This is a genomic window from Corynebacterium nasorum (assembly GCF_022345765.1).
Lineage (GTDB): Bacteria > Actinomycetota > Actinomycetes > Mycobacteriales > Mycobacteriaceae > Corynebacterium > Corynebacterium kefirresidentii.
In genome coordinates this window covers 59,232-83,269 of record NZ_JAKRDR010000001.1, presented here as the reverse complement: position 1 = coordinate 83,269, position 24,038 = coordinate 59,232, and the positions used below count along the sequence as shown (strand labels likewise).

Annotated in this window: 24 protein-coding genes and 1 pseudogene; 12 read left to right on the top strand and 13 right to left on the bottom strand. The window is 61.2% G+C overall.

The annotated features are described in order from the left end of the window. The first annotated feature begins 5 nt into the window (after positions 1–5). Positions 6–1,004: a GTP pyrophosphokinase gene (locus MHK04_RS00390; RefSeq protein ID WP_023027873.1), complete on the top strand. Its 999-nt coding sequence runs from the start codon at positions 6–8 to the stop codon at positions 1,002–1,004. 10 nt (positions 1,005–1,014) lie between these two features. On the opposite strand, the gene hslR is transcribed toward MHK04_RS00390, so the two are convergent. From hslR to ilvA, 4 genes are read right to left on the bottom strand one after another with little or no spacing between them, the layout of a single operon-like run. After that, positions 1,015–1,404 carry an Hsp15 family ribosome-associated heat shock protein gene (gene hslR, locus MHK04_RS00385; protein ID WP_023021235.1) on the bottom strand — a complete coding sequence of 130 codons (390 nt, stop codon included), beginning with the start codon at positions 1,402–1,404 and terminating at the stop codon, positions 1,015–1,017. Beyond that, on the bottom strand, positions 1,405–1,647 hold the full coding sequence (locus MHK04_RS00380; protein ID WP_023021234.1) for a hypothetical protein: 243 nt from the start codon (positions 1,645–1,647) through the stop codon (positions 1,405–1,407). Between the two features lie 2 nt (positions 1,648–1,649). Then, positions 1,650–2,288, bottom strand: coding sequence for a YigZ family protein (locus MHK04_RS00375; RefSeq protein WP_239207539.1), 639 nt, complete (start codon positions 2,286–2,288; stop codon positions 1,650–1,652). Beyond that, complete coding sequence (ilvA, locus tag MHK04_RS00370) at positions 2,288–3,556, bottom strand: threonine ammonia-lyase IlvA (protein WP_023021232.1); 1,269 nt, start codon at positions 3,554–3,556, stop codon at positions 2,288–2,290. The genes MHK04_RS00375 and ilvA overlap by 1 nt, the downstream gene beginning before the upstream one ends. Before the next feature lie 171 nt (positions 3,557–3,727). Here ilvA and MHK04_RS00365 point away from each other — a divergent pair, with 171 nt between their 5' ends. Together MHK04_RS00365 and MHK04_RS00360 are read left to right on the top strand one after the other, a co-directional pair. Next, positions 3,728–4,057: a hypothetical protein gene (locus MHK04_RS00365; protein ID WP_239207538.1), complete on the top strand. Its 330-nt coding sequence runs from the start codon at positions 3,728–3,730 to the stop codon at positions 4,055–4,057. A gap of 114 nt (positions 4,058–4,171) precedes the next feature. Beyond that, positions 4,172–4,450 (top strand): hypothetical protein, encoded by a 279-nt coding sequence (locus MHK04_RS00360; RefSeq protein ID WP_023021230.1) that lies wholly within the window; start codon positions 4,172–4,174, stop codon positions 4,448–4,450. 49 nt (positions 4,451–4,499) lie between these two features. Here the strand turns inward: MHK04_RS00360 and MHK04_RS00355 are convergent, their stop codons facing one another. Next, complete coding sequence (locus MHK04_RS00355; protein WP_200288885.1) at positions 4,500–5,690, bottom strand: cobalamin-independent methionine synthase II family protein; 1,191 nt, start codon at positions 5,688–5,690, stop codon at positions 4,500–4,502. 72 nt (positions 5,691–5,762) lie between these two features. Further along, positions 5,763–9,335 carry a DNA polymerase III subunit alpha gene (gene dnaE / locus MHK04_RS00350; protein ID WP_239207537.1) on the bottom strand — a complete coding sequence of 1,191 codons (3,573 nt, stop codon included), beginning with the start codon at positions 9,333–9,335 and terminating at the stop codon, positions 5,763–5,765. Between the two features lie 45 nt (positions 9,336–9,380). Between dnaE and rarD the strand changes: the two are divergent. Further along, positions 9,381–10,231: pseudogene (rarD, locus tag MHK04_RS00345) on the top strand (EamA family transporter RarD). On the opposite strand, the gene MHK04_RS00340 reads toward rarD, so the two are convergent. The 5 genes from MHK04_RS00340 to lspA are packed head-to-tail and all read right to left on the bottom strand — an operon-like array spanning position 10,218 to position 13,527. Next, positions 10,218–10,487 carry a hypothetical protein gene (locus MHK04_RS00340; RefSeq protein WP_023021226.1) on the bottom strand — a complete coding sequence of 90 codons (270 nt, stop codon included), beginning with the start codon at positions 10,485–10,487 and terminating at the stop codon, positions 10,218–10,220. The pseudogene rarD and the gene MHK04_RS00340 sit on opposite strands and share 14 nt — an antisense overlap. 13 nt (positions 10,488–10,500) lie before the next feature. Beyond that, positions 10,501–11,523: an HNH endonuclease signature motif containing protein gene (locus tag MHK04_RS00335; RefSeq protein WP_239207536.1), complete on the bottom strand. Its 1,023-nt coding sequence runs from the start codon at positions 11,521–11,523 to the stop codon at positions 10,501–10,503. Positions 11,524–11,583: 60 nt separating this feature from the next. Beyond that, a complete protein-coding gene (locus MHK04_RS00330; protein WP_239207535.1) occupies positions 11,584–12,120 on the bottom strand; it encodes a hypothetical protein in 537 nt (178 codons plus the stop codon). Then, positions 12,117–13,043, bottom strand: coding sequence for an RluA family pseudouridine synthase (locus tag MHK04_RS00325; RefSeq protein WP_239204338.1), 927 nt, complete (start codon positions 13,041–13,043; stop codon positions 12,117–12,119). The genes MHK04_RS00330 and MHK04_RS00325 overlap by 4 nt, the downstream gene beginning before the upstream one ends. Continuing rightward, the gene (lspA, locus tag MHK04_RS00320) at positions 13,036–13,527 is read right to left on the bottom strand and encodes a signal peptidase II (RefSeq protein ID WP_411350897.1); all 492 of its coding nucleotides are present in this window, start codon (positions 13,525–13,527) and stop codon (positions 13,036–13,038) included. Before lspA ends, MHK04_RS00325 begins: the two co-directional genes overlap by 8 nt. A 41-nt stretch (positions 13,528–13,568) precedes the next feature. On the opposite strand from lspA, the gene MHK04_RS00315 reads away from it, so the two are divergent. After that, a complete protein-coding gene (locus tag MHK04_RS00315; protein WP_200288882.1) occupies positions 13,569–14,510 on the top strand; it encodes a hypothetical protein in 942 nt (313 codons plus the stop codon). Here MHK04_RS00315 and MHK04_RS00310 read toward each other — a convergent pair whose 3' ends face one another. Then, complete coding sequence (locus tag MHK04_RS00310; protein WP_239207534.1) at positions 14,511–15,161, bottom strand: WKL family lipoprotein; 651 nt, start codon at positions 15,159–15,161, stop codon at positions 14,511–14,513. Between the two features lie 108 nt (positions 15,162–15,269). Between MHK04_RS00310 and MHK04_RS00305 the strand changes: the two genes are divergently transcribed. Beyond that, complete coding sequence (locus tag MHK04_RS00305; protein WP_239207533.1) at positions 15,270–16,157, top strand: asparaginase; 888 nt, start codon at positions 15,270–15,272, stop codon at positions 16,155–16,157. 4 nt (positions 16,158–16,161) lie between these two features. Here the strand turns inward: MHK04_RS00305 and MHK04_RS00300 are convergent, their stop codons facing one another. After that, on the bottom strand, positions 16,162–17,550 hold the full coding sequence (locus MHK04_RS00300; RefSeq protein WP_239207532.1) for a DNA polymerase IV: 1,389 nt from the start codon (positions 17,548–17,550) through the stop codon (positions 16,162–16,164). 158 nt (positions 17,551–17,708) lie between these two features. Here MHK04_RS00300 and MHK04_RS00295 point away from each other — a divergent pair, with 158 nt between their 5' ends. From MHK04_RS00295 to MHK04_RS00270, 6 genes are all read left to right on the top strand, one after another. After that, positions 17,709–18,689, top strand: coding sequence for an ABC transporter ATP-binding protein (locus MHK04_RS00295; protein WP_200288878.1), 981 nt, complete (start codon positions 17,709–17,711; stop codon positions 18,687–18,689). A 9-nt stretch (positions 18,690–18,698) separates the two neighbouring features. After that, entirely contained in the window at positions 18,699–19,760 is a 1,062-nt protein-coding gene (locus MHK04_RS00290; protein WP_200288877.1) for an ABC transporter substrate-binding protein, read from the top strand. A gap of 3 nt (positions 19,761–19,763) precedes the next feature. After that, entirely contained in the window at positions 19,764–21,428 is a 1,665-nt protein-coding gene (locus MHK04_RS00285; protein ID WP_200288876.1) for an ABC transporter permease, read from the top strand. After that, positions 21,418–22,041: a metallophosphoesterase gene (locus MHK04_RS00280; RefSeq protein WP_200288875.1), complete on the top strand. Its 624-nt coding sequence runs from the start codon at positions 21,418–21,420 to the stop codon at positions 22,039–22,041. The genes MHK04_RS00285 and MHK04_RS00280 overlap by 11 nt, the downstream gene beginning before the upstream one ends. A gap of 65 nt (positions 22,042–22,106) precedes the next feature. Then, positions 22,107–22,751 carry a GntR family transcriptional regulator gene (locus MHK04_RS00275; protein ID WP_200288874.1) on the top strand — a complete coding sequence of 215 codons (645 nt, stop codon included), beginning with the start codon at positions 22,107–22,109 and terminating at the stop codon, positions 22,749–22,751. Next, positions 22,748–23,980: an MFS transporter gene (locus tag MHK04_RS00270; protein WP_023021214.1), complete on the top strand. Its 1,233-nt coding sequence runs from the start codon at positions 22,748–22,750 to the stop codon at positions 23,978–23,980. The genes MHK04_RS00275 and MHK04_RS00270 overlap by 4 nt, the downstream gene beginning before the upstream one ends. Positions 23,981–24,038: the final 58 nt, after the last annotated feature.

Here is a 24,038-nt window from a genome sequence, read left to right as displayed (position 1 = left end):
GCACCATGCCGGAAAGTAGGATGTCGCGGCTAAGCAACCAGTACCACGACTGGGCGCGCAACCACCCCACCGCTGCGGGGGACTTCCGCACCGCCATCGAGGATCTCCTCAATGACGCCGGCATCATCTTCGACCGCGTTTCTACCCGCGTCAAGACTTGGCCCTCGCTTAAGGCAAAGGCCAAAAAGCGCCGCGAGAACGGCGATTTTGTCTACCCCCAGCCGTGGCAGGAGATCCACGATGTGATGGGGGTGCGGGTCACGCTGTTTCACTCCACCGCGATTCCAGAAGCGCTGAGCGTTTTTGGTGAATCGTTTAAAGTCGAGCGTTCCGTTGATAAAGCAGCCGAGACCCGCATTTCCGGCGGCTTTGGCTACGGCTCCCACCACCTCGTGCTCACCGTGACCGAAGATAGCGCTGCCGCAATGGAAGAGCTCGCGAACTACGTAGGTTGGACCTTTGAGGTGCAGATTCGCACCGTTCTGCAGCACGCATGGGCGGAGTTTGAACACGATATCCGCTACAAGCAAGGGCCCAACCCACCCTCACCTGAAGTGGACCGCCTCTTTACCTTGGCCGCGGGGCTTATCGAGCTTGCGGACCAGCAATTCGACGAGATTGCTGCACTCAAGGCCCCAGGTACGGAAACCGATCGGGACGTCGAGCTTACCGCCGAGACCCTACCGGGCGTGCTGGCCATTATCCTGGGCAACCGTTTCCCGCTCTCGCGCTCGGAGCACTACCGATTCTTGGCGGAGTTATTGGAGCAAAACGGCGTGCGCCACTTGAGCCAGCTCGAGCAGCTGCTTGACGATACTGCCATTGCCCACGTCCACGACGCCATGCGCTACCGCTTTCGTCCCGGCCAGGTGCGGCTTATCGACGACTTGCTGCTCAACAAATTTGGCAAGCAGCATATCGAGGCCACCGCCGAATCCGGCGACCGCCCGGGCCGCAAGCGTCGGCTTACTGCGCGCCTGAAGGCCTTGCGCGCTGCCCACTAGTTTCGGCTGATTATCGGAAACCGCCGCGGAATTTCTCCATATCGCGTCGTTCCTTCTTCGTCGGTCGGCCCGCCCCGCGTGGGCGCACGGGTACCGACGGCATAAACTCCTTGGGTGGAGGCGGCGGCGCATGGTCCGTGTAGCACGTACGCGCCACGGGTGCGCCCACGCGCTTGGCCACAGTCGCTAAGACCTCAAGGTCATGCTCGTGGTGATTGCGCCACACGCGCACACGGTCGCCCGGCACCACCTGCTGGGAGGGCTTGACAGCCTCGCCATTTATCTTGACATGCCCGGCGCGCACGGCCGTCGCGGCCGCCGAACGGGTCTTAAACATGCGCACGGCCCACACCCAGGCATCAATCCGGACGGGGCGGCCGCTAGGTTGCGGTGCCGGCATCTAATACTGGTTGTGGTTCTCGTTGACGATTTTCTGGATCTTCAGCCAGTTATAGCCGCCACCGACTACGGCGACGATGGCACCCACCAACATCCAGGCCCAGAAACTTGCCGCAGATAGCACGCCCAGCACTGCGCCCACGCCGAGGCCGGCAACCACGCACACAACGGCGTTGCGGGAGTGCTTGCGCACCTGCTGCTTGCGCTGCGCAATGGGGTTATTCGGTCGCTGCTGCATACTCATGTTCAGGATCTTACCTCAACCCACGCGCTGCCAGCTTCTGCCGCCGCGAGCTGGCCCTGCGAGATCGCTGCCAGCGTTGCTTCCAGCTCTTCCAGCCCACCTGGGCGCACGGCCACGGTAAAGGTTACTGCGGTCGCGTAGGCGGTATCGGTTATCTCATAGCCGCGCCCGCGCAGGTCCGCCTCCACCCGCCCGGCAGTTGCATGTGGGCACTCCACGGCATAAAGCTCCCGGCGCGCCCGGGTTACCGCACGCACCTTTTCCATGGCCTCACTCACCGCGCCACCATAGGCATGCACGAGGCCGCCGGCGCCTAACTTGATGCCACCAAAGTAGCGCACTACCACTGCGCAGACATCGAGCATGCCGGAGCCTTTGACCACATCCAGCATGGGTTTTCCGGCAGTGCCGGAGGGCTCGCCATCATCGGAGGAGCGCTCCACCGGGTTTGCGCCGTCGACGTGATAGACGTAGGCGGAGCAATGGTGACGGGCGTCGGGAAAGCGGGTGCGGGCGGCGTCGATAAACGCGCGGGCCTCTTCCTCATTGGTGACGCGACCGATCAAAGTAATAAATCGGGAACGCTTGATTTCAATGTCGTGTTCAACCTGGCCTACGGGGCGACGATAAGAATTTTGCATTAGGCTACGAGGAATTCATACTCGGGGGTGCCGGGCTTGAGGTACTGCACCGAAATCTTGGATTCACCCATGCGTTGCAGCAAGCCGTCGAGGTCCTCGGCGCGGCTAAGCTGCAAGCCTACCAACGCAGCACCAGTTTCCCGGTTATTGCGCTTGAGATACTCAAAGAGTGTGATGTCATCGGTCGGACCCAAAATCTCGTGCAAAAAGTGGCGCAGCTGCCCGGGCTCCTGCGGGAAGTTCACCAGGAAGTAGTGCTTGAGGCCCCGGTGAACTAGGGAGCGCTCCATGATTTCTGCATAGCGCAGCACGTCATTATTGCCGCCTGAAATCACGCATACCACCGTCGAGCCCGGTTTCAGGTCCAGCTGATGCAGGCCCGCCACCGACAATGCACCGGCCGGCTCGGCAATGATGCCCTCATTTTGATACAGGTTGAGCAAGTCCGTGCACACCGCGCCTTCGGACACGGTGTCAAAGCTCAGGCGCTCGCGATTGGCGTCCAAAATCTCATAGGGCAGCGCGCCCAAGCGCTTTACGGCCGCGCCATCAACGAAGGGGTCGACCGCATCCAGCGTGACCGGGCCCCCGTGGTCAAATGCCGCTCTTAGCGACGCCGCCCCTTCCGGCTCCATGCCCACCACCCGAGTATCCGGTGCCATATCCGCCAGATAGGAGGTGATGCCAGAAATCAGGCCACCGCCTCCTACGGGAACGACAACGGCATCGGGCGACTTGCCCTTGGCCGAAAGCTGCGCGAGAACCTCTGCGGCTACGGTGCCCTGCCCGGTGATGGTATCGCGGGCGTCGAAGGGCTCGATGAAGGCGGCGTCGCGCTCGGCGGCGTCGGCATGCGCAGCTGCGGCTGCCTCATCGAAGTTGGAACCAACTACCACCAGTTCTACTTGGTCGCCGCCGTGAACCAGGATGCGGTCGCGCTTTTGCATTGGCGTGGGCTCTGGCACAAAAATCTTGCCGGCGATTCCCATTGTGCGGCAGGCATAAGCCACGCCCTGCGCATGATTGCCGGCCGAGGCCGTAACAATTCCCCGGTGCCGCTGCTCTTGCGGCAGATTCGACATCCCGTTTAACGCGCCACGAATCTTATAGGAGCGCACGTCCTGCAGATCCTCCCGCTTGAGGTAGACCTCGCAGCCCGTCTCGGCCGAAAGCCGGGCGCAATACTGCAGCGGAGTCGGGGCGATTTCCGAGCTAATCCGTGCCTGCGCCTGCTGGATATCGGATGCATGGATGGTCGAATCAGTCATGTTTTGACAGTCTACCCATTCACTGGAAATTCACTGGCCTTTAGTTGCACCGTTACCTACGTAGGCAATAGTGGACATAACCACAAGAAAGGAAATCTATGCTCAAACGCATCTCTCTGCGTTACCTCCTCGCTCGTCCTCGCCTGCTCCCCTGCCGCGCATGCCCACGTCGTGGATAACGTGCTGGAGCATTCCGCGCCCACCGCTGCGCTGCAGCTTAACCCCATCGGTTCTCATGAATCGGGTGTGCTGGGCAAATCGGCCGCCGAAATCGTCGCTTATCACGCCGCGTCCCAGCGCATCCTCACCGTCAATGCGCGCTCCGGCGAGGTCGATATCTTAGATGGTTCCGATCCCTCCCACCCGCACAAGATCGGCGCCATCTCCGCCGGTGGTAACAGGGAGATTAACTCTGTGTCCGCGCGCCCCGTTGGCCTGGCCGCCACCGCCGTGGCAGCAGGCCTCGTCGCACCAGCTACAGCTTCTGCCACAGAAGAGTAGCCAAAGCAACTTTCGGCTGAGTGCCAGGCCGAGGTCGACAACGCCAAGAAAAAGCACCTCAAGAAGATCGAAAACGGCGAATTCGGTTCTTCCGCCCGCACCCCGCAGGAGCTTATGCAGGGCCTTGCCAATGGCTACGGTTCTTCCGGAATGCCCAAGGAGCCGGACTGCGTAGCCAAGGAGGCGGAGCAGCACCAGATCGAGGCACTTGAGCGTCTGCCTATTTGGGGCTCTTCCACCCCCGAAAAGTTCCTCGAGGTCATGAGCTGGGTGACCGTGGCCGCCAGCCTCGTGGCTGCGCTGCTGCAGGCCTTCAACATGGTTGCCACGGTAAACCCGGCTGTGCTGGAGCCGATGAAGAACGCCCTCAAGCAGCTGGGCGTGCGCTTCTAAACGCCACAGATTAAGCCGCTCCGAAGTTTCGGAGCGGCTTTCGGCGTTTTTAGAACAGTTCGCGGGTAGCGATGTCAGCGCCTTCTACCAAAGATTGCAGCTTCGCCCACGCAATCTGGGGGTGCAGGCGACCGCCCAAACCGCAATCGGTCGACGCGATAACATTTTCAGGGCCTACTACCTCGGCGAATTGGATGATGCGATCTGCCACGAGGCGCGGATGCTCTACCGCGTTGGTGGAGTGCGAAACCACGCCTGGGTAAATCACGGTGCCTTCCGGCAGCGCGTGGTCCTGCCACACGCGCCATTCGTGCGCGTGACGCGGTGACGCGGCTTCGAAAGAGAATCCGCCGACCTCGGCCCGCAAAATTTCCTCGATGATATCTGCAAATGGGACGTCGGTTACGTGCGGGCCGTGCCAGGAGCCCCAGCAGATGTGCAGGCGCGTTTGTTCCTTGGGCAGGCCGGCGATGGAATCATTAAGGACGTCGATGCGCTCACGAATGAAGCCACGGAAGTCCTCTACGGTTGGCTCCGGGTTGATTTGGTCCCAGGCCTCGGCCAGGTCGGGTGCATCGAATTGCACAGTGAGCCCGGCATCGGTGATGGCTTGGTATTCAGTGCGCATGGCACGGCCGACGTCGGCAAGCAGCTGGTGCTCATCGTCGTAGTAACGATTGTTAAGGCGCGCAGCCGAACCGGGGGAAAGGGCGGCGATGAAGCCTGGGGTGCCGGAAGGTAGGGCGTCGGCAAGCAGGCGGACATCGGCGGCGACCTCATCTTGTCCAATGTAGGTTACCGGGCCGGTAAATTCTGGGTTTGCCACCTTGGCTCGGCCGGTGAAGATGCCAGAATCCGGGTCATTGTAGGCCTCCGAAAACAGCGCGCGGTCGCGGCGATCAATGAACGACGTCAGCCGCGGCTCCCCCGGTTTCGAGCGCACTACCTCAGCCGATTCCCAGCGGTCGGTATCCGTCATCGTCAGCCCGCCCAGGCGGCTAAATGAGTAATTCCACCATGCGCCATAGTCCACAGCGCCCGAGGTGATATGGCCGTATTCGCCCTCGTTAATGATATCGAGGCCCAGATCAAGCTGCCGCTTGACGACGTCCGCCACCGCAGCCTCCAAAATCCCCTGGAACTCCGCGGCCGGCAGCTCCCCGCGCTTCAGGTTGGCCTCCAGGAGCTCCGGGGTGCGCGGCAGCGAGCCGACATGGGTAGTGCGAATCTTACAAACCATCAGGTTTCCTCCATCAAAATAGACTGTGCTGTCTATATTAGTGGAGGGGGTCGCCGGCCACCGAAATTAGATTCAGCCTAAGATGCCCGCGCCCATAGTGGCTTTGAGATCGCCCATGAGGTTGCCGGAGCGTTCCACGCGCAGGTGGTCGCCGAGGATCATGGTGGTGGACTCGGAGCCGTCGACAAGCTCGAGATACACGTCCGACTCGCCCTGGTTTTTGAGCAGAACCTGCTTGAGCCGGGCAATATTTTCCATGGTGCACTGGTCCGTGCGCATAGTCAGGCGCAGCGGCAGGCCCGCACCCCCGCCCGGGCCGAGGTCTGGGACGCGAATATCGGAGCAGAACAGGGAACGCCGCTCATCACGAATCTTGACGTTCACGCGTGCCAAGATGATGTTGTCCTCCACAATCTGCGGGGCGACGAGAGAGTAGACCTTGTTGAATACCAAGATTTCCACCTGCGCGCCGTTGTGGTCTTCCACCGTGACAATGGCCCATGGGGAGCCATCGCGCTTGGAGAAGCGGCGGTCCACGCCCGAGATGATGCCACCGATGATGAGCTCTTGGCCGTTGCGCACCTCATCGTTGAGGATCTTAGTCAGCGGGGTATCCGTTTGCGCGGCCAGCGCCTCTTCGAAGCCATCGAGCGGGTGGCCGGACACGTACAAGCCAAGCATCTCGCGTTCGAGGGCAAGCTCGTGTTTTCGGTCCCACTCATCTTCTGGGATATCCATGGCAAAGGCATTGGCGACCTCGTTATCTTCTCCTCCGCCGATTCCGGCGAAGAGATCGAACTGGCCCTTATCAGCGGCCTTCTTGGTGGTTTGCACTGCATCCACCGCGTCCTCATGAATGAGCATGAGACCCTTGCGCGGGTGGTTCAAGTCATCGAAGGCACCGGCCTTGATGAGCGCTTCTGTTACGCGCTTAGTACAGGCGGTCAGCTCGATCTTGTCCAGGTAGTCACCAAACGAGGTAAACGCGCCCTTGTCGTGGCGCGACTTAATGATGGATTCCACCACTTCCGAGCCGACGTTGCGGATAGCGCCCATGCCGAAGCGGATATCCTCTCCCACCGCCTGGAAGTCTTCTTCGGACTCATTGACGGAAGGCGGGAGCACCTTAATGCCCAGGTGGCGGCAGTCCGAAAGGTAGATGGCAGACTTGTCTTTCTTATCGCCCACCGAGGTCAACAGCGCGGCCATGTATTCCGGTGCGTAGTAGGCCTTGAGGTAGGCCGTCCAGAAAGACACCAGGCCATAGCCCGCGGCGTGGGACTTATTAAACGCGTAGGACGCGAAGGGCTCGATGGTGCCCCAAAGCGCATCCATGGCGGACTTTGAATAGCCGTTTTCTTGCATGCCGCCCCAGAACTTGTCGTACTGCTGGGCCAACACTTCGGGCTTTTTCTTACCCATCGCCTTACGGAAGCCATCTGCCTCGCCGGCCGTGTAGTTGGCGACCTTCTGCGAGATACGCATGATCTGCTCCTGGTAGACGATGAGGCCGTAGGTCTCATCCAGGATTTCCTTCAGCGGCTCTTCTAGCTCCGGGTGAATCGGGGTGATTTCCTTCCGGCCGTTCTTGCGGTCCGCATAGTCCCAGTGGGCGTTCACACCCATCGGTCCCGGGCGGTAGAGCGCAAGGGATGCCACAATATCTTTAAAGCCGGTAGGCTTCATGCGCTTGAGCAGCTCTTGCATACCACCGGAGTCGAGCTGGAAGACGCCCAGCGTATCGCCGCGCGAGAGCAGGTCATAGACCTTGGAGACTTTGGGGTCGTCGGCATGCAGCTGCTCCAAGTGAACTTCTTCGCCGCGGTTGCGCTTGATGTTTTCAATCGCATCGCCGATAACGGTGAGGTTGCGCAGGCCCAAAAAGTCCATCTTCAGCAGGCCGATGGCCTCACACGCCGGGTAGTCCCAACCAGTAATGTAGGCGCCGTCGGCTGGGCGCTTCCACATGGGGATGTGGTCCATGAGGCGGACCGAGGCCATAATCACCGCACAGGCGTGCACGCCCGCCTGCCTGACGACGCCTTCCAAGCCCCTAGCCGTGTCATAAATCTTTTTCACATCCGGGTCGGATTCCACCATCTGGCGAACCTCGGTGGCCTCAGAATAGCGCTCGTGATCCGGGTCCGTGATGCCCCTAAGCGGAATATCCTTGGCCATGATCGCAGGTGGCAACGCCGCGTTGATGCGGTCGGCCATCTGGAAGCCAGGCTGGCCAAAGTGCACCTTGGCGGAGTCTTTAATGGCCTGCTTCGTCTTCACCGTGCCGAAGGTAATCACCTGCGCCACCTTGTCCTCGCCCCAGCGCTCGGCCGCGTAGGTGATCATTTCGCCGCGGCGGCGGTCATCGAAGTCGATATCGATATCGGGGGCGGACGGGCGCTCGGGATTCAAGAATCGCTCGAAGAGGAGATCATGTTCCAGGGGGTCGATATTGGTAATGGTCAGCGCGTAAGCGACAAGCGCGCCGGCCGCCGAACCACGGCCTGGCCCCACACGAATGCCCACCGAGCGCGCGTGCTTGATGAGCTCGGCCACGATAAGGAAGTAGGACGGGTATCCCTTCATCTCAATAACGGAAATCTCATACTTCGCGCGCTCGATGTACTCCTCCGGAACATCCTGACCGGGGAAGCGAGCTTGCAGGCCCTCCATAACCTCGTGGGTGAGCCAGGAAGTTGGGGTGTGGCCCTCGGGGACGTCGGCAATAGGCATGCGATCGTGGGTGTGCTCTTCCCAAATCTCGCCATAGTCTTGTACACGCTCGGCAATCCACAGCGTGTTATCGCAGCCATCTGGAATCATATCGTCCCAGGTCTCGCGCATCTGCGCGGCCGATTTAATGTAGTAGCCGGTGCCGCCGAACTTGAAGCGATCAGGGTCCATAAAGGTCTTGCCGGTCTGCACGCACAACATCGCCTCGTGCGCCGGCGCCTGGGATTCCAAAACGTAGTGGCAGTCGTTGGTCACCAGCGGCGGCAGGTCCAGCTTGCGGCCGATCTCTAATAGGCCATCGCGCGTGCGCTTTTCGATGTCCAGCCCATGGTCCATCAACTCCAAAAAGAAGTTATCTTTGCCGTAGATGTCTTGCCACATGGCCGCAGCCTCAAGCGCCTCATTGAACTGGCCTAGGCGCAGTCGGGTCTGGACATCGCCCGAAGGACAGCCGGTGGTGGCAATGATGCCGTCAGCATGCTCCGCGATGAGCTCAGCATCCATGCGCGGCCACTTGCCCAGCTGGCCCTCATAGGAGGCCAACGAGGACAGGGTAAAAAGGTTGCGCAGGCCGGTCGCGTTTTCCGCAATCATTGTCTGGTGGAGGTAGGCGCCGGAAGCGGAAACATCGTCGCGCTTTTGGTCCGGTGTGCCCCACAGCACGCGCTTTTTATTGAAGCGAGACTCCGGTGCCATATACGCCTCGATGCCGATAATGGGCTTGATACCGGCGCCGGTCATGCGGCGGTAGAAGGCATCGGAGCCGTACATATTGCCGTGGTCGGTCATGCCTACGGCCGGCATTTTCTGGCGGACCACCTCGTGTGCCAGCATATCGACCTTGGCCATGCCGTCCAGCATGGAAAACTCGGTGTGGTTGTGCAGGTGGACGAAGGAGGAGTTTTTGGCCATGCGGCTCATCATAGCGGGGCGGTCAAAATGGGCTATTATTTTGTGATGCTCTACACGCTGGCCGCCTACATCATGTGGGGATTTTCCCCGCGTTCTTCCCTCTCTTGTTGCCGGCATCGCCTTTAGAAATCTTGGCCCACCGCGTGCTGTGGACCGCGGTGTTGGTCACGGGATTTTTGTGCCTCGCCGGCCGATGGCGCGAGTTAGTGCGCATGGACAAGCGCACGTGGGGCTGGCTCGCGGCCGCGGGAGTATTCATCACGGCTAATTGGGGCACCTACGTGGTGGCGATTAATAGCAACCACGTAGCCGATGCGGCGCTGGGGTACTTCATCAATCCCCTCGTATCAGTTGCCCTCGGCATGGTGTTTTTGAAAGAGCGGCTGCGGCCGTGGCAGGCCGGCGCGGTGGGGGTTGCGGCCATCGCGGTGCTGTATTTGACATTCTTTACCGGCCAGGCGCCCTATATTTCGCTGTTATTGGCCTTCAGCTTCGGGATTTATGGGCTGCTCAAAAAGCAGGTGCGGGTATCCTCGGCCGTCTCGGTGGCAGCGGAGGCGCTCGTGATGTCACCACTAGCGGTGGGCTACATCCTGTGGCTAGAAAGTAGCGGCCAGGGCACCTTCGCTAGCGAAGGAACCGGCCACGCGCTGCTTTTGGTGAGCGCCGGCTTAATCACCGCACTGCCGCTTCTTTGCTTTGCAGAGGGCGCGCGGACGCTACGCTTATCGACGATCGGCATGCTCCAATACCTCACCCCCATCATGCAAATGCTATGGGCGCTTTTCGTCACCCACGAGCACTTTTCGACCCACCGGTGGATCGGTTTCGGCATCATCGGCTTAGCCGTAGCAATCTACGTGGTCGACCTAGTGCGCATGGCTAGGAGCGCTTGAGTTCCTCGCGGGCAGCGCGAGCACGGCGTCGTGCGGCCTGCTCTTCCTCCGCTTTTAGTGCCCAGCGGGGCATCACTGCGATAAGGAAGATGCCATAGGCACACACGATCCCCGAAAACACCAGCGTCATCGGGGTGCCGCCGGAAACGAGGCCAATAAGCAGTGCGATGCCGGAGACCACCGCCGCAACCCAGGCGGCGATATAAGCAAACTTGTAGTTGGGCATCCACTGCGAAAAAGGCTGCTGCGAGAACATAGGTCTAGCCTACCTAGGTAGGGCTAGTGTCAACCAGATCCGGCGGGGGCTCTTCCCAGGGGTTGACCCAGCGCACGCCGCGGGCCGTGCGCTCGAAGCGGCCGTTGCGCGGCGGGCCGGTGCGATGATCGTCATTGCGGCCATTGTGATAAGCGCAGGCGGTGGTGAGGTTCTTCGCGTTCGTCCACCCGCCGCCGGCCCAGCTGAATATGTGGTGGACTTGGCACTCATCGGCAGGCTTGTGGCAGCCCTTAACCGGGCAGGTGGGGTTTTCCGCCGCGGCCATCATAAACTGCTTCCAGGTCGCCCCGCGGCGCATGCGGTACAGATTCACCGGACCTTCCACGGGATGCAGCAGGGTGACAAACCCCTCCTCTGCCAGCGCGCGCTGGGCCAATTCGGCACCGGTTATCTGCGCGCCGTTGGTCATGGTCAGCACCACATCATCACTACCATGGGCCACGCCGACCAATTTATCTAGTGGCACCACAACATTAGTGCGCACGGTAGAGGTAGAGGCGCCGGTGCGGAAGAAAGAGGCGACGTCGGCAAGCGAGCTGGCATGCTGGTGAAGTTCCGCAATGAGCGCGGAAGGACCGGTGATAGAAAGCGTCCACGGCTTTCCGGCGGCGCGGCGCCGCAGCCGCACGCCAGGCTTGGGTTCACGTGGCGCGCGCATCCTGCGCAGCTTGGTGCGGGCACGCCTTTCCATCTCCCGCGTATCGCAGGCAAGGTGGGTGAGCTCGGCGCGCAGGGCCCAGGCGCGAGCTTGGGTGGGCGCGCGACGCGCATGCTTTTCGATGACCTCCAGCGTCGGCAGTGAATGCCTGTTACGCCGCGCCCCATCCACCGCGCGCCGTTGGCGGCGGCGAAAGCTGGTGGGGCCGAAGTAGACCTGCGCGAGCTGCGCAATAGAGTCCGCTGCGGCATCGGGCATGCCGGCGGCGGCAAGGTCGGCAGCAGAAACGGAGGCGGCCTCGGCGAGGATATCCATTGCCGAGTTCAGTGCCGCGATATAGGCCCGAATATGTTCCATGCCCCTGATGCTAAAAGCGCTGCGGGGGCACTGCGCGCTGCGGGAGCACAGAAGGCGAAATTAGCTGGGAGGGCGGATGGCGAAGCTGCCCCAGGCGGCGTCGGCAGGCGCGGGTTCGACGGCGGCAACGGAGGGGGTGGAGGCGACGTCGGCAAGCTGGGCGCCCGATCCCCACACCACAACTGCGCTTACCGTGCTGGGCCGCTGCCCATAGGAAGCATCGATGCGGTCGAAGGCGCGCTGGATGACGGCGGCCCGGTCCTCACCAGCGCTCGGTTCGGGGACGTCGATGGGGGCGGTGGAGCCAATGAGGATGGCATCCATGCGCGGGGCCGCTGCAACGGCGGCCGCGGCGGCTACGGGCGGTAGATCCTCGTCGAAGGTAACCAGGGCGTAGGCAGGCTCATTGGGAATGTCGCTGCCCGCCACGCGCGCAATATACTCCGCGCGCGATTCCCCATCCGGGCCGAGCTGGTCTCCTTGTACCTGCGAAGAAGCCTGTGTCCCCAAGGCACCGAAGAGCGCAAGGGCGGCAAGGAAAAGCATCGCGAGCACCGCCAACGCCGCTAGCCGACGCCGCCGGTAGACCTCCCTCATCCCCGCAGCACCTCCAAGGCATGGTCAAGATCGGCTGGATACGGTGCCTGAATCTCGAACCATTTTCCGGTGCCGGGGTGGGTAAAGCCGAGTTTTACCGCGTGGAGCCACTGCCGTTCGAGTCCAAGGCGCTTGGCCAGGTTCGGATCGGAGCCGTACATGGGATCGCCCACGCATGGGTGCCCGGTGGCAGACATGTGGACGCGGATTTGGTGGGTACGGCCAGTCTCCAGGTGCACTTCGATGAGGCTGGCCTCGCGGAAGGCCTCGATAAGGCTGTAGTGGGTAACGGCCGCTTTGCCGTCATCAAGCACGGCGAATTTCCAGCCCGACTTGGGGTGGCGGCCGATGGGGGCATCGATGGTGCCCTCAATGGGATCTGGTAGGCCTTGGACCACGGCGTGGTAGGTCTTTTTCACGCTGCGGTACTTAAAGGCATGCTTGAGCGCAGAGTAAGCGCGCTCCGAGGAAGCCACGACCATCACCCCAGACGTACCCACATCGAGGCGGTGCACGATTCCCTGGCGCTCGGTCGGCCCGGACGAAGCCACGGTATAGCCGGCCGCGCGCAGCCCGCCGATCACCGTCGGCCCGTCCCAACCCACGCTGGGGTGCGCGGCCACGCCCACCGGCTTATGCACGCAGATGATATCGGCATCGCTGTAGAGCACGTCCATGCCCTCGACCAGCTCTTCGCGCGGCAGCAGCGGCTTTTCTGGCTCCGGCAAAAGCACGGAGACCACGTTGCCGGAAATCAAACGCTCGGACTTGCCCAATTCTTGGGAATCGATGGTGACGCTGCCTTCGGCACATAGCTGCGCGGTGGCGCTGCGGGAGAGGCCAAGGAGCTTGGCCAGGGCGGCGTCGGCACGCATGCCTTCTAGGCCTTCAGGAATGGGGAAGCTGCGCATTTGCCTATTCATGCTCGGCCTTCCTTTCCTCCAGCACCATGGCGATGATGAAGATCACCACGCCGCAGGTAATGGCCGCGTCCGCGATATTGAACACGGCGAAAGAGCCAACCGAAATATAGTCCACCACGTGCCCGAACCAGAAGCCGGGGGCGCGGAAGATGCGGTCGGCAAAATTACCCAGCGCACCGCCAGCAATGAGCGCTAGGCCTACTGCCTGACCGGAGTGGGTAATGCGCGGGGCGGCTACGGCCACGCCGAGCACAAAGACCAATTGGATGGTAGTAAACAGCCACGTAGATCCCTCCCCGCCCATGGAAAAGGCGGCACCAGGATTAAAAAGCAGCGTAAAACGGAACCAGTCCCCAATCACCGGCAGGGGTTCGCCCTCGTTAAGGATGGAGAGCATTACCTGCTTCACGGCTTGATCCACCAGCGCCACGGCAATGACTACTGCGGCGATAAGTCCTGTCTTGCTCCTTCGTTTTTGACTCACCCGGTCTATTCTAAACGGGAGCGTCCGGTATTTTGGTAAGCGTGTTTCGAGTCAAAGTTTTTGCAGCCCTGACCACAGCCGCCGTAGCGCTTACGGCGTGTTCCTCTGAAAAGCCAGGCCCGGCGGTGGAACAACCCGTAGGCCTGACCATCGACGCCCCGCGCGTCACCGTGGATAATCCCGGAACCGGAGAGAAAAAACTCCTGGAATACCGCGATATCGACTCCACGCAGGACCTAAACTACCGCGTTACCGAGGGCTTTGCGCAGGACCTGCTCAAAAAGTCCGCAGCTGAGAAGTTTCAGGCCGCCGACGTCGATTCCACCACTACTACCCTGCCGCTATCGGCCAAGGTAGAAAAGGCCAGCGAGGACGTCGAAGACCAGCTACCAGCCAGCCGCAATGCCTTCGTCACGGCCGGAACTCCAGAATCTACCGGAGATAAAGACGTCTCCTCGGCGGAGGGATTCCAATTCGGTTGGCGTGGCCAGGACACCGGCCAGATGAATTCGCTGCGCCTAGCTGCGCCCCAGAATGCCACGGATGATGCCCGCGGCTCCGTCGAACAGGCGATTATGAAGCTGACGGCCCTACCCGTAGTTTTCCCTACCGAGGAGGTGGGCAAGGGCGCGAGCTGGTCGGTGGATTCGCGTGTGACCGGCGAGTCTACCCTGCTGCAGACCACGCGCTATACGGTCGATTCCATCGATGGCGACCGAGTGAAACTAAACGTAGAGGTAGAACAGCGGCCCTCGCTAGGCGCACTGTCCTTTGCAGGCCAGGCCCAGGGCACGGAGCTGGAGAACAAAGAGCTCAAGGTTTTAGATTCCAGCACCAAGTCCAAGGGCAGCATCACGGTGGATTTGAGCAAGCCGCTGCCCGTAGACGGTGACGTGTCTTTCGACACTAAGGTCATTTATGGTGCCGCCGGCTCGGAGCTGCGCGTGGTGCAGTCGAGCCTGACGGAGCTGAACTTTTCCTAGTTACTCGGCCGGGGCTTCTACAGGAGCCTCTGCCGGGGCCTGCTCGGCACCAGCAGCGGGGGCATCGCCTTCCGCGGGTGCACCGTCGCCCTCGGCCGGAGCCGGGGCAGGTGCGGAGGCACCGGCGCCAGTGTCCGCACACATTTCTGGAACTTGCTCTGGCGGCACCGTGTTTTGGATAAGCGTGCAAGCCCAAGCCTTGGAAAGCTTCCAGGTGCCATTTTCATACACAAACTCCACCTGTTCTGCGGTCTGCTGCTGGCCGTCAGCGGTGGTGAAGTTCACGGTGGTAAGCACGGACTGCGGGTCATAGCCCGGCAGTACAGGATCAACGACCTCGAATTCAGCGCCGGATTCCGCCTTGGACTTTGCCATAGTGTCAAAGATTTCCGGCGCGGTCTCGCCGCCTTGCACGGTGGAGGTCTTTTCTTGCTCGGAGGCATTGGGGTCGGTGGCCTTGGCCAAAATTGCGTTTAGGTCGGCCGGGGACGGCAGCGCGGGGGCGGCGGAATCGCCGTCCGAGGAAGCGGATTCCTGTGCCTCGGTGTTGGCGGCGGCGGAATTGTCCTGCTCATCGTCGGAAGAGCAGGCGGCCAGGGCGGTAGCCGCGGTCAGTGCGAGGCACGCGGCGCTAAACTTGCGGAATTTCACTTCTAACTCCTCACGTGTGGGTTCCAAACTCCCATCAGTTTACAGCTGCACCACCCTTTTCCGGATTGCGCCCGCCGCGTGGACGCAGATTTCTTTAACCTTAGATACATGACCCGAATTGCTTTGATCGCCACCGGCGGCACAATAGCGTGTACCACCACAGCCGATGGTTCCCTTGTTCCCACCGTCTCCGGCGCGACCCTAGCCGCAGATATCGACGCCGAGGTAGTGGAGTTTCGGCAGCTCGACTCCTCCTCTATCACTTTGGCGGACCTCGATGAGCTCATTGCGGTGGTTAACGCCCAAACGTCGCGGGAGGACATCGACGGTGTAATCATCACCCATGGCACCGACTCGATGGAAGAGACCGCGTTGGCGCTGGAGATTTTCTGTAGCGGTGCAAAGCCCATCGTGCTTACTGGTGCGCAGCGTTCCCACGATCACCCCGCGGCGGACGGCCCTAGCAACCTGCGCGATGCCCGCAATCTTGCAGCCAGCGGGCGCGCCGGGGTATTCCTCTGCTTTGGGGGTGCGAGCATTCCGGCGCGCGGTGCGCGCAAGCGGCACACCAGTGACCTGCGCGGATTCGAGTCTCTGGGTATCCCAGGCACTACGCCGCGCCTAGCTCCTGCCCCGCTGGCGCCGCACCCGGTGGAGATCATCCCAGCCTATCCGGGGGCCGGGCGCCTGCTGGTTGATGCCGCCGCCAATTCCCCTACCTGCGGCCTCATTATCGAGGCCATGGGCTCGGGCAATATGGGCGAGGACATGGGCCTCGCGCTTGCCGACGCCCTCCGCACCGGCCTCCCCGTCGTCATTTCTACCCGCACGCCCTACGGCCCAACTGCGCTGGCCTACGGCGGCGACGGCGGTGGCGCGAGCCTTGGGAAACTGGGCGCTATTAACGCCGGGTCTTTCCGCCCGAGCCAGGCGCGAATCCTGCTGGCAGCGGCACTGGCCGCTGGTACCGACCCAGCTGAGCTATTCCGACAGTAAATGCTTAGTCTTCGGTGGCGAGCCAATCCTGCCAATCAAGCGAGTCGAGCGGATCCGCCGGCACGAGCGCGGGGTCATCGGCCGCGAAAGACTTGGTCCGGCCGGGCCCCGTGGCACGGGTTTCAAAACGCACGCTCACTACCCCATGCCCGGCGCCCTGAATCCAGCCGTGGCCGTATTCGGGGTGGAATACGTCTTGCGTTGCGTGCCACTGGTTATCGGTTTCTTCTTCCACCGTCACCGTCGGTGTCGGTACTGGCGGCGCAACGTCGTCGCTCACCCCGGTTTCATAGTCCGTATCCGCCGGCGCGGGCCGCACGATTTCACGGTCCAGTTCCGGGAAGAGCACGTCTTGGCGGGCGGTTTCTAACCCGGAATAGCTCACTCCCACTAGGCGAATGGGCCCGAGCTCATCGGGATAACGGGCGAGCTTGAAGGCGGCGGCGGTGAGCACGGCGGCGTCGTCAGTCGCGTACGGCAAGGTAGTTGAGCGTGACTCAATGTGAAAGTCCGCCATGCGCAGCTTCACCGTCACGGTGCGTGCGCCACGCCCGTCCTTGAGCAGCCGGCGGTGTGCGCCCTCCGCCGCGCGGGCTATAGCTGCATCGACCTCCGGCACGGTTAGCAGATCCTTCGGGTAGGTGTGCTCGGTGGAAATCTGCTTAGAAATAGCGCGCGGCGCTACCTCTCGGTCATCAATACCGCGGGCCAGCTGCCACAGCTGCAGACCTACCACGCTGCCGATAGAAATCTCCACTTCCTTGCGCGTCATCGCCGCGAGCTGTCCAATGGTTTCCACCCCAATGGAATTCAGCTTCGCGCCGGTCACTGGGCCGACTCCCCATAGCTTGTTCACCGCAAGCGGGTGCAACATCTCAAGCTGGCGCTCGGCCGGGATGACGAAGGTGCCATCGGGTTTCGCCTCGCCTGAGCCAATCTTGGCAAATTGCTTACCCGAACCCGCACCGATGGAGCACGGCAGCCCCGTTTCCTTACGGATGAGCGCGCGCAATTCATCCGCCCAGCGCTTGACCTCATCCGCGCTCGCGCCTTGTAGGGCGGCGGGTTCCATAAAGGCCTCATCGATGGAAAGTTGCTCGATGACTTCCACGTGTTGCGCGATGATGTCGAATACCCGGCGCGAGGCCGCCGAATAGACCACCCGGCGCGGCTGCACCACCACCGCGCGTAGCCCAACGAGCTGCTGCGCGCGGTACATCGGCATGGCCGAATGCGCACCGTACACGCGCGCCTCGTAGGAGGCGCCTGCCACCACGCCGCGTCCGCTGGTTCCGCCCACCAAAACCGGACGCCCCCGCAGCGTAGGCCGGGTCAGCTGCTCGACGGAGGCGAAAAACGCGTCCATGTCGATATGTAAAACCCAGCGTTGCATGCGGCCCAGTCTAATAGGCGTACCTCTACATGCACTCCTGGGTGTTTGCGTGCCGTTAATTAAAGCTTTAATTCCCTTCCATCTTCACGTCACCCACATGCAATATTACGGCCTTATCTTTTTCGAGGTTATTTCTTGAAGAAAGTATTTCGCTGATTATGGACTCACCCCACGTCATCTTGCGCGGCGTTAAGCGCGAATTCGCCGATAATACGGGCCTCCACGAGACCGATCTGAGCATCAACCGCGGTGAATTCGTCTCTATTCTCGGACCTTCCGGCTGCGGCAAGTCCACCCTGCTGCGTTGCATAGCCGGATTAGAAACGCCTGACGCGGGAACCATCTCCTTCGGAGAGATGGAGGTATTTGGCCCACGAACCAACGTAGCCGTCAATAAGCGCCGGCTTTCGATGGTCTTCCAGGACCTCGCACTGTGGCCACACATGACGGTGGAAAAGAACATCGAGTTTCCGCTGACCACCCCAGGCAATAAGGTGGCGGCAGGCCAACGGGCCGAGAAGGTCCGAGCCTGCATGGACATGGTGGGTATCGCTTCCAAAGCGAAGGCGCGGCCAAACCAACTTTCCGGTGGCCAACAGCAGCGCGTTGCCATCGCCCGCGCGTTGGTTTCTAATCCAGATGTCCTGCTTATGGATGAGCCGCTGTCCGCCCTCGACGCCGCGCTGCGCGTGCAAATCCGCGCAGAGCTCACCCAGCTGGCACAGGAGCTGGGGCTGACGGTCATCTACGTCACGCACGACCAAGCCGAGGCACTTGCCATGTCGGATCGCGTCGTAGTTATGACTCAGGGCCATATCGAACAATTCGCGGATCCAGTCACCCTTTACGAACAGCCGGCCACCGATTTCATCGCTGGCTTCGTAGGCACCATGAACCGCCACCCACAGCTACCCAGCGTACGTCCAGAAAATCTCACCGTCACCACTGCGGAGGAGGACACCGGCGCCTCCCCGCGCCGGGTCGAGGCGCAGGTTCTTGGCGCTCACTACATCGGTGGGCGCTACGAGTTGCGCTGCAATGTTCCCGGGGCCGAGGAGCCGTGGGTGGCATATTCACCGCGCCGCATCGCTCGCGGCGAGACCGTCCACCTCAACTATCCATCTTCTCTTTCTGCATAGGAGCCACACATGTTCACCAAAAAGTTTACTGCCGTTATCGCTACCACCGCTGCTGGAGCGCTCGCCTTGACCGGTTGCGGGTCCGTTGAGGACAGCACCGAAACCGCCACCGACGAGTCCACCTCTTCTGCTGAGAAGTGGAAAGCGCCTGAAGGTCTATCCGGCGAGGTGGATTACTACTCCGCTAACCCACAGGGTCTCACCGACGCCCTCGTGGAGGCCTTCGAAGAAAAGACCGACGTCCACGTCAATGTTTTTGCCGACACCACCGGAAAGATCACCGCCAAGCTCAAGGCAGAGGAGGCAAACCCGCAGGCTGACGTCGTCTACCTCGCCTCGTGGGCGGCAGCTAGCAAGCAGGACAAGTCCGGCGCCCTTGAAAAGTACACGCCGGAGGGAGCGGACAAGATTGAGTCAAAGTGGGCGTCGGAAAGCGGCACGTTTACCGGCCGCGATGGTTCGGCTCTAGCACTGGTAACCAACACCAACGTCGTGGACGAGGCCCCGAAAGACTGGGAGGACCTCACCGATGAGAAGTACAAAGACCAAATCATCATGCCGGACCCGCGCGAATCCGGTACCGCAGCCGACCTCATCGCGGCCATGGTGGACCAATGGGGCGAGGAGAAGACCTGGGACCTCTTTGACAAGCTCTTTGACAACGGCATGATCGTCCAAGGTGCCAATGGCCCAGCGCTCGACCAGGTCACCTCCGGTTCCCGTGGCATCGTCCTCGGCGGCGTTGACTACTCCGCATACTCCGCGCAGAAAAAGGGTGAGCCGCTCGAGGTCGCCATCCCTACTTCCGGTACCACGGTCACCCCGCGCCCAGTCATGATCCTGAAGTCCTCCGATAACAAGGAAGCCGCAGAGGCCTTCGTGGACTTCATGTTCTCCGAAGAGGCACAAGAAATCTCCGCCTCCAAGAACATGATTCCGGCCAATAAGGACATCGCTCCAAAGAATGGCCCGAAGCTGGATGAGATTAAGACCCTCAACGATGACCTCGATGGCCTGGTTTCTCAGTCCAAGGACATCAAGGAAACCTTTGCCAAGCGCTATTTGAAGTAACCAATGAGCTCCACCACCACTCCCCGACGTCGCCTTGGGATATACGGGGTCCTTCTCATCTTGCTCGCCCTCGTCGCCGCACCACTGGCTTCCGTGTTGGTCAACGCGGCCGTGGGCTACCACGATGAGCCCTCAGCCCTAGGCAACATTGTCCAACCGGGCATGCTGCACATCCTTGGCAATACCATCTTGTTGTCCGTGCTGGTCGTGGCTTTTGCCACGCTCATGGCCGCCCCGCTCGCTTTTCTACGTGCGTGGACGCGCTTTAGCTCGGCCAACTGGATCGAGATCGCCGTCATGATCCCGTTTATGACTCCGCCCTTTGCGGCGGCAATGGCGTGGATGGATTTCACCCGCCGCGGTGGTGTCGCAGAGATGCTTCTCGGCCACGGCGCTGGCAAACTCGCCCACGATGTCATTTACTCGGTGTGGGGCATGGCCTTCATCATGGCCGTGGAGCTTTTCCCTTTCTTATATCTCATCCTGCGCACCTGCCTGAATTGCATTCCAGCGTCAACGTTGGAGATGGCCCAGGTAGCCGGCGCGAGCCGCTGGCAACAGGCCGTGCGCATCATCGCCCCAAATGTTATTGGGCCATATTCCCTTGGTGCACTCATCATCTTCATCAAGGCCGCCGGCGAGTTTGGCACCCCAGTTACGCTGGGCAATGCCATCGGATACAAGGTGCTCGTCTCCTCTATTTATGAAGACGTCACCATCGACCCCCTCGACTTTTCCAGCGCCGCCGCGTCCTCTTCGGTTCTCTTTGCCATTGGCGTGGCTGCGTGGGCATTCCAACAGTGGATTTCGCGCCACGATCTCACTGGCGGCGGACGTGTAAGCCGCCCCGTGCTCATCCGCCTCAGCCCAGTCGGCTCTATCCTCGGCGCACTCATTGCCGCAGTCATCCTCTTGGCTTCGGTGGTCATTCCCTATCTTTCCATCACTTTGTCCGCGATGACCATCCTGCGCTCGGCCCCACCTACGCTCAATAACCTCACCTTCGATTACTTCTCCATCGTTGTGCAGATGCCCACCGCACAGGAAGCGCTGATTCGCTCCATCGGCTTGGGTGCCCTTGGCGCCACCGCTGCCGTAGCACTAGGTGTCCTCGTCACGGTGCTCACCCGCCGCCAAAGCTTCATAGGCGCAAAGCTGAGCGATTTCTTGGCCGTCGCCCCCGATACCGTGCCGGGCATCGTGCTGGCCATTGGCTTTATTTTGCTGTGGAACTCTCCTTGGCTGCCCTGGTCTCCCTACGGCACGATGGGCATGCTGGTCATGGCTTTTACGGTGCTCTTTTTGCCCATGACCATTCAAAATATCAAGACTTCAGCCGAGTCTATCTCCCCCACCATGTACGAGGCCGCCGCGATTTCGGGATCCTCAACTCTGCAAACTTTTGGGCGCATTACCCTGCCCTTGCTTGCTCCTGGCATCTTCGCTGGCTGGCTCCTCGCCTTCTTCGTAGGCATCCGCGAGCTGGTCATGTCCTCGCTCATTCGCCCCAGCCAGGTCAACCTCTTGGCTCCGTGGATTATGAACCAATTCGATCAAGGACACCGTGCCGAGGCCATGGCTATGACGCTCATCGGTGTCGGAACGTCCACAATTGTCTTGGTAGCTATCACGTGGTGGCAAAACCGAAAGGCCGCACATGCCCGCTAGCATTTTTGTCTTTGCCGATCTGCACCTAGGCCGCCCGGGCGCCCCCGGCTTGGACTGGGCCCTGCAGGCACTCGAGGTTGCCGCCAACAGAGGGGCCACAGCGTGCGTGTGCTTGGGCGATATCATTGACCGCAACGCTAACTCGGCCGAGTTTATGCCTCAGGCCCGCACCGTTATGGCCCATGCTGTCACTTTGTTCAGCGAAGTCCACTTCATTTCCGGCAACCACGATACCCACCACCACCTGGACTTCCCGCCCGAGGTGACAGTCCACGGCACGCAGGTGCATACCTTTCGCATAGGAAACACCACGGTCCTAACCGCAGCGGTGGCCACCGATCCGGACCCGCGCCGCCTCCAGCTTCCTCCCCGCCGCAGCAACGGCCCCGTCCTCGGCCTCCTACATTCTTCCGTCACCGGTGAGTTTTCTAAAGGCACCTGCCTACCACTTTCTGTAGACCAGCTACAGGCCTGCGAGGCCGATGCCTGGATCCTTGGGCACGTCCACACCCCGCACACGCTTGCCGACGCCCCCTTCATCGGCTGGGTCGGCATGGGCCACGGCTTACTCTTCGACCCCGATACGTGCCACGTCACACGATTGCCTAACTAGATTCGTTCCCCACAAAGTACACCTTCACGCTTGCTTGCATGCAAGCTTGTATGCAAGATGGATGCATGTCCAATGAACGAATGCAGCCCGCCGCGGAGCGCGCCTATGACTTCGTCAAAGAGAAGATCATCGACGGCTCCTTCGAGCCCTCGCAGATGCTTTCCGAGGCCTCACTCGCTACCGAGATGGGGATTAGCCGCACCCCGATGCATGAGGCCTTTTTGCGCCTAGAGGTCGAAGGCTTTCTACAGCTCTACCCCAGGCGGGGTGCGCTCATCGTGCCGATCAGCCCGCAGGAAATTCACGAGGTCTATGAAGCACGCTTGCTCGTAGATAGGCACTGCGCTGAGAAAATCTGCGCCATGCCTGATGCCGAGCGCGCGGACATTGCTGATCAGCTGGATGCGACCATCGCGGAACAAGACACGGCGTTGGATGGCGCAGACCTGCATGCCTATACGCATCTTGATGCGCGTTTCCACCAGATCATCATGGATGGCGGGGCGAATAGCCTGCTGGCGGGACTGGGACACCAGTTGCGCGAGCGCCAACAGCGTTTTACCGCCACAGCCATTGGCCGCAATGTGGCCCGTGCCCGCACCTTCGTGGACCAGCACCGCACGCTTGCCGATGCCCTCCGCACCGGCGACCTCGACGCCTACCTCTCCACATTGGACACCCACCTAACCAACTCAAGGAATCAACTATGACCGAAAAGTTTGCCCAGCACTCATGGTTTCCCGTCGCCGGCAGCATGGTTGCCGTGGCGTGGGGCGGCAATGAGTTCACCCCTCTCCTAGTTATGTACCGCGAGCAATCACACTTCTCGCAGGTCACTGTCAACGGGCTCCTAGCCGCTTATGTGCTCGGCATCGTGCCGGCGCTGCTCATCTCTGGCCCGCTTTCGGACTACATCGGGCGCCGCCCCACAATGCTGCCTGCCGCACCCCTATCACTGCTGGGTTCATTCCTACTCTCCATCGCGCCGAATGAGCCCCTCGTCATCGCCGTGGGCCGCATCATGTGTGGCTTGGCTCTAGGCATCGTCATGGCGGTCGGCTCCACGTGGGTGGCGGAGCTTATCACCCGCGCCGGCGGCGACCCCGCTGCTGGCCCGCGCCACGCTTCGATGTGCCTAACCCTAGGCTTTCTCATCGGCGCTGGCCTCGCATCGGTGCTGGCCCAATGGGGCCCGTGGCCAACCCATCTGGCCTATATCCTGCACATTCTCCTCACCGTCGCCACCGCCATCTGGTTGATGAATACCCCGGAGACTCGCCCACCACGTGGCGCCACGGTAAAAGATACCTTCCTCGACCTGAGCATCCGCGACATGCTGCGCATGCTGCACATTCCCTCCGCAGCCCACCGCCGCTTCGTGCGCATCGTCTTGCCGGTAGCACCGTGGGTCTTCGGCTGCGCTGGTGCCGCCTACGCGCTCTTGCCCCAACTTTTGTCCAAGTCTGCCAGTGAAGCACCCATTGCTTTCTCCGGCCTCATGACTGTTATCACCTTGGGCTGCGGCGTTGGCGTCCAAATGCTCGGCAAGGTCATTGACACCAGCCGGTCCGCCCGTGCTTCCGCGGTGGCAATGGGAGTTATCACCGTAGGCACCATCCTCGGTGCGGTTGCCTCTAGTACCCGTTCGCTGCCGCTCGGTATCGCCGGCGCAGCCGTCATGGGTGCAGGATATGGCCTAGCCCTTGTCGCCGGTCTATCCGAGGTCCAGCGCATCGCCCGCCCTGAAGAACTCGCTGGCCTCACCGCCGTGTACTACTCGGTGTCCTACACCGGCTTCTTTATCCCCATGGCCTTCAGCGCGCTCGCCCCGCTGCTCGGCTTTACCACCCTATTCCTCATTGGCGCCGTGCTTGCACTGTGCTGCCTAGTTAACGCGGTCCTCGGCTGGCGCGCTCACCTGCCCGGTCCAGTCCGCTAAGTCCTATCACTCATGAAAATTGCCCAGCCACGCCGGCTGGGCAATTATTTTTAGGTGG